This window comes from Actinospica durhamensis, assembly GCF_018139695.1.
GTDB classification, from domain to species: domain Bacteria; phylum Actinomycetota; class Actinomycetes; order Streptomycetales; family Catenulisporaceae; genus Actinospica; species Actinospica durhamensis.
Map to the genome: position 1 here is coordinate 1 of NZ_JAGSOG010000392.1, position 6,055 is coordinate 6,055.

4 protein-coding genes are annotated in these 6,055 nt (G+C 73.9%); 1 reads left to right on the top strand and 3 read right to left on the bottom strand.

From position 1 onward, the window contains the following. Positions 1-80 precede the first annotated feature (80 nt). Genes KDL01_RS38330 through KDL01_RS38340 form a run of 3 tightly spaced genes read right to left on the bottom strand, consistent with a single transcriptional unit; the run spans position 81 to position 5,004 of the window. Complete coding sequence (locus tag KDL01_RS38330) at positions 81-2,630, bottom strand: transglutaminase TgpA family protein (RefSeq protein WP_212533628.1); 2,550 nt, start codon at positions 2,628-2,630, stop codon at positions 81-83. Continuing rightward, on the bottom strand, positions 2,630-3,997 hold the full coding sequence (locus tag KDL01_RS38335) for a DUF58 domain-containing protein (RefSeq protein ID WP_212533629.1): 1,368 nt from the start codon (positions 3,995-3,997) through the stop codon (positions 2,630-2,632). The genes KDL01_RS38330 and KDL01_RS38335 overlap by 1 nt, the downstream gene beginning before the upstream one ends. Then, a complete protein-coding gene (locus tag KDL01_RS38340; RefSeq protein ID WP_246577577.1) occupies positions 3,994-5,004 on the bottom strand; it encodes an AAA family ATPase in 1,011 nt (336 codons plus the stop codon). Before KDL01_RS38340 ends, KDL01_RS38335 begins: the two co-directional genes overlap by 4 nt. A 326-nt stretch (positions 5,005-5,330) precedes the next feature. Between KDL01_RS38340 and mraZ the strand changes: the two genes are divergently transcribed. After that, a complete protein-coding gene (mraZ, locus tag KDL01_RS38345) occupies positions 5,331-5,807 on the top strand; it encodes a division/cell wall cluster transcriptional repressor MraZ (protein WP_212533631.1) in 477 nt (158 codons plus the stop codon). Positions 5,808-6,055: the final 248 nt, after the last annotated feature.

The window sequence follows — 6,055 nt, forward strand, 5'->3', positions numbered from 1 at the left end:
GACCCGCCCCGCCCCGTCGAGGACGTGACGCGCCCGCGTGCCGAGAACCGGCACGCGGGCGTCGTCGTCGCGCCGTCGGCTCAGTGCCGCCGGCCCCGCCGCATCAGGTAGTCCAGCGAGGAGCTCGGCAGGATCGCCGCCCGCACCCGCGCGGCCCGTCCGGCCGAGGTGCCGAGGGCCGAGCGCACCCGGTGCACGTCGTCGGGCAGGCTGCGGGCCTCCTCCGGCGCGATCACGTCCGGCTCGGGGGAGTAGACCGCCCGCTCGACCAGCGTGGTCACCCGGCCGACCGCGGCCTCGCTCGCCTCGTCGAACTCGGCCTGCGCGCTCAGCCGTCCGGCCAGCTCGCGCGGGGTGTCCGAGTCCGGCCAGCCGAAGCCGAGGTCGGTCGCGTACTCGCGCAGCTCGGCCCACGCGGTGAACGCGGCCTCCCGGCGCGCGCCGCCCGGCCCGAACCTCGAGCCGAACCCGCGCACCTGCTCCTCGCCCTCGCCCGAGTCGAGCCCGGCACGCGGCTTCGGCACGGCGGCTCCGGCCGCGGCCGCGGTGCGCATCACCTTGCGGCGGTGGCGTCGGCGCAGCAGCCGGGCCACGCCGGGTACGCCGGTGAGCAGCACCAGCGCGGCCAGCAGGAGTTTCACCGCGATCTGGGCCGCGTTGCCGGTCAGGAACCAGCGTTGGAAGGTGCGTGGCACCACGCCCAACGGCCCCCAGGAGGAGAACGGCGGTTTCGCCGCCGCGCCCAGGCCCGAGCCCTTGCTCGCGCAGCCGCCGCCCTGCCCGCCGTCGATGGCGATGTTGTGCGGCACGTCGACCGGGGCCGAGCCGTTCGCGCAGGCGCTCGCGGTGGCCTTCGGGGTGCTGCGGCCGGTGGCCACCGCGGTGCCCGCGGCGGTGCCGGTGCCCAGGCCCTTGGCCGGGGCCACCGTCCACGGCGGGGTCGCGGCCCGGCCGTCGGCGACGACGGTGGGCGTCGGCTCGAACCGGACCCAGCCGAAGCCGTCGAAGTACAGCAGCGGCCAGGCGTGCGCGTCGTGCGTGGTCACCTCGTAGCTGCCGTCGGTCTGCGCGTCGCCGGGGGTGAAGCCCTCGGCCACCACCGCCGGGATGCCCAGCGCCCGGGCCATCGCGGCCATGGTCGCGGCGAACTGCTCGCAGAACCCTTCCTTGGTCTGCAGGAAGCTCTCGATCGCCGGGACGCCGTCCTGCGCCTTCACCGTGAGCGAGTACTTGAAGCCGTCGTCCAGGAAGTAGTTCTGCAGCGCCACCGCCTTCTCGTACGGGGTGTCGGCCGCGGCGGTGATCTGCTCGGCGTCCTTGGTGATCAGATCCTTGATCTCAGGCGGCAGCGACAGGTAGTTCTGGCCGATCGGGTCCTGGCCCTCGGTCGCGGTCTCCAGCTGGCTCGAGGTCGGGACCGCCACCTTGCTCACCGCGGTGTAGCGCGCGTTGAGCCGGGAGCCGCCGTCGTTGTCGTTGGCGTACGTGGTGGCGGTGTCGTTGTCGATCTCGATGCCGCCGAGGCCGGACATGTCGGTGACATCGGTGACCGCGGCCGGCGCCGGCACCGTGCTGAAGCCCATGTTGCCGATCACCGAGACGCTCGTGTGCACGGTGCTGACCTGGACCGGCGAGTTCTTCGCCAGCCCCGGGATGCCGGTGGTGCCCGCCGGGGAGGTGCTCGCCTTGCTCGGCGGGTACCAGCCCTCTCCGTCGAACTCGGTCAGCACGGTCATCTGCAGGTAGTCGCTCGAGACCTGCTCGGCCGGGGCGTCGGTGCGGTAGTCCAGCAGCGGCACCGGGGTCGTGGTGGTCAGGTCCCGGTTGATGTCGACGGACTGGTCCAGGTAGATCACGCTGCCCGAGCCCGCGCCGCCCACGCCGCCGGAGCCGAGCGTGATCAGCTTCGGGAACGAGGGCACCAGCATCGGGACCACCAGCGCGGCGCCGATCGCCCAGGTGGCGATCAGCCGGGTCAGCCCGGTGTTGGTGGTCCCGGACGGCTGGCGTCCGGAGCGCCGGTGCACGGTGCGGCCCCACTGGCTCAGCCGGTCCTGCCCGTCCGTGCCGAGCAGCACCAGGTAGCCGATCGCGCTGCACGCGAAGGCCAGCCAGCTCATCCCGCCGGGCTCGCGGGTGGCCGGGATCAGGTACACCGCCAGGATCGGCAGCCCGGTCAGCACCGGCTTGCGCCCGGTGACCGCGAGCACGTCCATCAGCAGCGCGAACCCGGCTCCGGAGACGGTCAGCAGGGCCGTGATCCCGAGGGTGGCCGGGGCCGGCGGCGAGTACGACTTGAGGTCGAGCCCGCCCCGGTTGATCAGATCGCCCAGCGCGCTGAGCGCGTGCGGAGTCGGCAGCAGATGGGCCGGGGCCGAGTGCGGCACCAGCATCGCGACCAGCACGACCAGGACGAGCACGGCCTGCGCCGGCACGATCAGCAGGCGCGGGGTGTTGATCCGGCGCAGACCCGCGCCCGTGGCCGCGATCAGAATCGCGATCAGCATGATCTGGGCCAGCCACGGCCCGGTGTGGATGAGCCGCTCGAGGCCGAAGGTGGACAGGACGGTGGCCAGCGCGGCCGCGGCCGGCAGCCGCAGCGAGCGGGTGGAGTCGAGTGCGTTCGGCATCAGGCCCTCCCGTCCCGGGCCGGCGCGGAGGCGGCGGTGGCGGCAGCGGCGGCGGACGGTTCCGGCAGGGTCGGTCCGCCGCGCCGGGCCCCGAACCGCTCGCCGAGGTCCTCCTGGTGTGCGCCCAGTTGACCCCACAGCTCGGCGAAGTCGTCCTGCGCCCCGGCCGAGATCACGTGCCAGCCGGCCGAGCGCAGCATCCGGGCCGCCTCGCGGTGGGCGTAGCGGTCCGCGGACTGGGCCACCGGACCGGCCCAGGTGGAGGTGTCGAGCAGGAAGGCGATCCCGCCGGTGGCCCCGGGCCTGGCCCGGGCCAGCTCCGCCGCGTCCCCGGAGCCGAGGTCGCCCAGGAACGCGATCACCAGGTGGTCGCTGCCGGCCATCGCGGACGCCCCGGCCCACTCGTCCAGGCTCAGCGCCAGCCGGTGCACCGGCTTGACCACGGCCAGCGCGTCGAGCACCGTGTCCTGGTTCTCCGCCGGGATCAGCCCGGTGCCGGTGCCGGTGGAAAGCCTGACCTGGTAACCCAGATTCAGCAGGTGCACCGCCGTGCTGGCGGCGGCCGAGACGGCCCACTCGTAGGACGCGGCCGGTCCCGAGCCGCGGTGCGCCGGGCTGCGGCTGTCGAGCAACACCGTGCACTGACTGTGCCAGGTGCGCTCCTCCCGACGGACCATCAGCTCGCCGTGGTGCGCGGTCGCCCGCCAGTGGATCCGGCGCAGGTCGTCGCCGTGCCGGTATTCGCGCACGCCGATGTCCTCCTCGCCGGCCGCCGCCGCGTACGCCGCGTGGCCCTCGCCCCGGCCCGCCCACAGCGCGCCGAGCCGGCCCGGCGGCAGGTGCTGGACCCGGGGCACCACGGTGAGGGTGTGCCGGGCGGAGAAGGAGCGGCTGAGCTCGAACAGGCCGAGCGGGTCGGCGCTGCGCAGGGTCAGCGGGCCGACCTCGAAGCGGCCGCGGTGCTCGGAGCGGATCCGGTAGGCCACCCGCCGGTGCCCGCTCGGCTCGATCCGGCGCAGGATGAAGCGCGGCCGGCTGCCGAGCGTGTACGGCAGCCGGTCCTCCACCAGCAGCGCGCTGCTCGGCAGCCGGGCCGCGTTCTGCAGCCGCAGGTGCACCTGGGCCGGGGTGCCCACCGGCACCCGGGCCGGCTGCAGCACCCTGCGACAGGAGATCCGGTAGCGCGAGGCGCCGGTGATCGCGGCCGCGGCCACCGGCATCGCGGTCAGCAGCACCCCGATCCGCAGCAGCGGCGGATAGCCCACCAGCAGGGAGGCGGCGATCGAGGAGATCCCCGCGACCAGGAAGGCGCGCCCGCGGACGGTGAGCCCGGTGGAGAAGGTGTGCAGGACGCTGCGTGCGCTCACGAGCGGCGCTGCCCCCCGGACGAGACCGCGACCGGCACCCGGTCGAGCAGATCGGCCACGATCTGCTGGGCGTCGCGCCGCCCGATCCGCGCCTCGGCGGTCGGGATCAGCCGGTGCGCGAGCACCGCCACGGCCAGGGTCTTGACGTCGTCCGGCAGCACGAACCCGCGCCCGCCGAGCACCGCGTGCGCGCGGGCCGCCCGGATCAGGTGCAGCGAGGCCCGGGGCGAGGCGCCCAGGCGCAGGTCCGGGTGGTCCCGGGTGGCGCTGACCAGGTTGATCACGTACTGCTTGACCTCGTCCGAGACGTACACCGCGCGCACCGTCTCGATCAGCTTGACCACGTCCGCGGTGTCGGCCACCGGCTGCAGGTCGTCGATCGGGTTGGCCGCGGCGTGGCCCTCGAGCATGCGCAGCTCCGCCGCGGGCGCCGGATAGCCCATGGCCACCCGGGCCATGAACCGGTCGCGCTGGGCCTCGGGCAGCGGATACGTGCCCTCCATCTCCACCGGGTTCTGCGTGGCCACCACCATGAACGGCGCCTCGAGCACGTAGGTGGTGCCGTCCACCGTCACCTGGTGCTCGCCCATGCACTCGAGCAGCGCGGACTGGGTCTTGGGCGAGGCCCGGTTGATCTCGTCGCCCACCACCAGGTTCGCGAACACCGCGCCCGGCTTGAACTCGAACTCGCCGCGGTGCTGGTCGTAGACGGTCACGCCGGTGACGTCCGAGGGCAGCAGGTCCGGCGTGAACTGGATCCGGCGCACGGTGCAGTCCACGGCCCGGGCCAGGGCCTTGGCCAGCAGGGTCTTGCCCACCCCGGGCACGTCCTCGATCAGCAGGTGGCCCTCGGCCAGCAGCACGGTCAAGGTCAGCCGCACCACCTCGCTCTTGCCCTCGAGTACCGTCTCGATCCGGTCCTGGATCCGCTGCGCCGTGGAGGCCAGCCAGTCCACCTGTGTACGGTCCAGACCTTGCGGTCCCTGCTGCCCCACGATGCTCGGCAACGGACCCTCCCCTCGCCTTACTCCGCAATGATGAGCGAAAAAACGTTTACACGCCGCCCGGATGAACGCCGCCTCGGACATAGTGCACGACGCGGGCGGACTGTGCGCAAGAGCATGAGACCTCGATTCGGCGACGGGACCGCCACGTGCGGGCCACGCGTCGGACACGCTGGGGCCACGAGCGGCCGCGGCCGGCGGGCCGGTGCGGGCATATCGTCGGCCTCATCCTCCATACGGCCCAGTGGGTGCGTAGTGGAGTAGAGTGGGGGAAAGTGGGGCCTGTCGGGTTCTCCAGGGTCCCGCGGGTCCGGATCGGGAGGTGGCCGGTGTTCCTCGGCACCTTCCAGCCGCGGCTGGACGAGAAGGCACGGCTGATCCTGCCCGCGCGGCTGCGCGAGGAGGCGGCGCGAGTGGACGGAACGGAGCGGCTGGTGATCACCAAGGGGCAGGAGCACTGTCTCACGGTGTGGCCTGCCGTACGGTTCGCCGAACTCGCCGAACGCATCAGGGCACTGCCGGCCGCGAACGGCCTCACTTCCCCGAAGGCCGTGCGCGATCACCTGCGGGTGCTCTACGCGAGCGCGAGCGAGCAGGGGGTGGACAAGCAGGGCCGGATCACGCTCCCGGCGCACCTGCGCGACTACGCCGGGCTCGAGCGCGACGTCACCGTGATCGGTGCCGACACGCACTTCGAGATCTGGGACGCCGGACGCTGGCGCGAGTACCTCGACGCCCGCGAACCCGCCTTCGCGGACCTCACCGAGGAGGTGGCCGCCCAGCTCGCCGGCGACCGCCCGGACTGAGCGCGAGCACGACCGAGTACCGCCGCCGAGCAGCACCTTGCCCGGAGCGGCACCCGAGCCACCGCACCGCCGTGGCCGACGGCCTCCACCCGCTCCCGCGACCGACGCCCCTTCCCCGGCGCCGGGCGCGCGTGAGTCTCCCCCCTGCGTACGGCAGTGACCTGACGCAGGCTGAGAGCGGGCGGGGCCCGGCGCCCGCGGCGGTGCGTCGTCGTTTCCGGGACGCGCGGCGCGGTGCGGCCGGCAGG